The organism is Wolbachia endosymbiont of Pentidionis agamae (genome assembly GCF_036711655.1).
Lineage (GTDB): Bacteria > Pseudomonadota > Alphaproteobacteria > Rickettsiales > Anaplasmataceae > JAZHPY01.
In genome coordinates this window covers 1-856 of sequence record NZ_JAZHPY010000140.1, presented here as the reverse complement: position 1 = coordinate 856, position 856 = coordinate 1, and the positions used below count along the sequence as shown (strand labels likewise).

1 protein-coding gene is annotated in these 856 nt (G+C 35.5%); it reads left to right on the top strand.

Annotation, left to right across the window (positions count from 1 at the left end; all coding sequences use genetic code 11):
• A partial coding sequence (locus tag V6U76_RS05340; protein WP_333024107.1) for a hypothetical protein occupies window positions 1-404 on the top strand: 404 nt, incomplete at its 5' end.
• Window positions 405-856: the final 452 nt, after the last annotated feature.

The following is an 856-nucleotide window of genomic DNA, read 5'->3' as shown; positions in this document are numbered from 1 at the left end:
CACCTGATTTCGAACTTCTCGATTGGATTGGCGCTCAGTTTTGTAACATAAATTGTAGCGAAGGAGAAGTAGACACCGAACTGACCTCATTGGTCTTTAAAGCTGAACATTGTGAAACACTACCCGTTGTTAATTGCTATGAAATATCTGGATTTTTTATTCCAAAAGATGTGAAATGTGTTTTACATGAGCTTCAATCATATCTACACTTTAAAGAACTTCCATTCATTGTTGTGATCGCAAATGGTTTCGAAGACAGTCTTGTTTCGTGGAAAGGAAAGAATAACGAACATGGAAAACGTTTGAGTGGTGAACATTTGGTCGGTGTTTTGATGAAAAAGGATAAGAAATGCCACATTTGGAGTATTGCCGATGAGTTTGATTTTGGAATTGAAAAGTATTGATAGTTTCATTAAAATTACAGTTGTTAATTGCTATAAATTCGTGTGACAATTAATTATTGAATGTGAATCAAAATTCATTTTCTTCTTCTCTTGGATTTCCGCCGTAAACACACACGTAAGTAAAGAAACAGGTCCAAAGCCAGATATAGACACCCAAATAAATGTTCATGTAAAAATTGAAATTATCGCCCTTTTCGCCATCCATTCGATTTGTGATTCTTTTCTAAAATTTAATTAACGTCTGAGAAACTCTTCGTTCGATTGTTGCACGCGACTCGTTTTGTTGTAACACAATAATTGTTGATTTACTCATTCATTGAATTACCGTAGTCAGAAGCCTATGGTTACAAAACAAGTCGAACCTTGGGCCGCTATATCGCGGATTCAAGCCGTCTACCGGTAGACGTTAAAAAAACAATTTTTTAAAATATTTGCGCTCTGGTGTGTTGTTG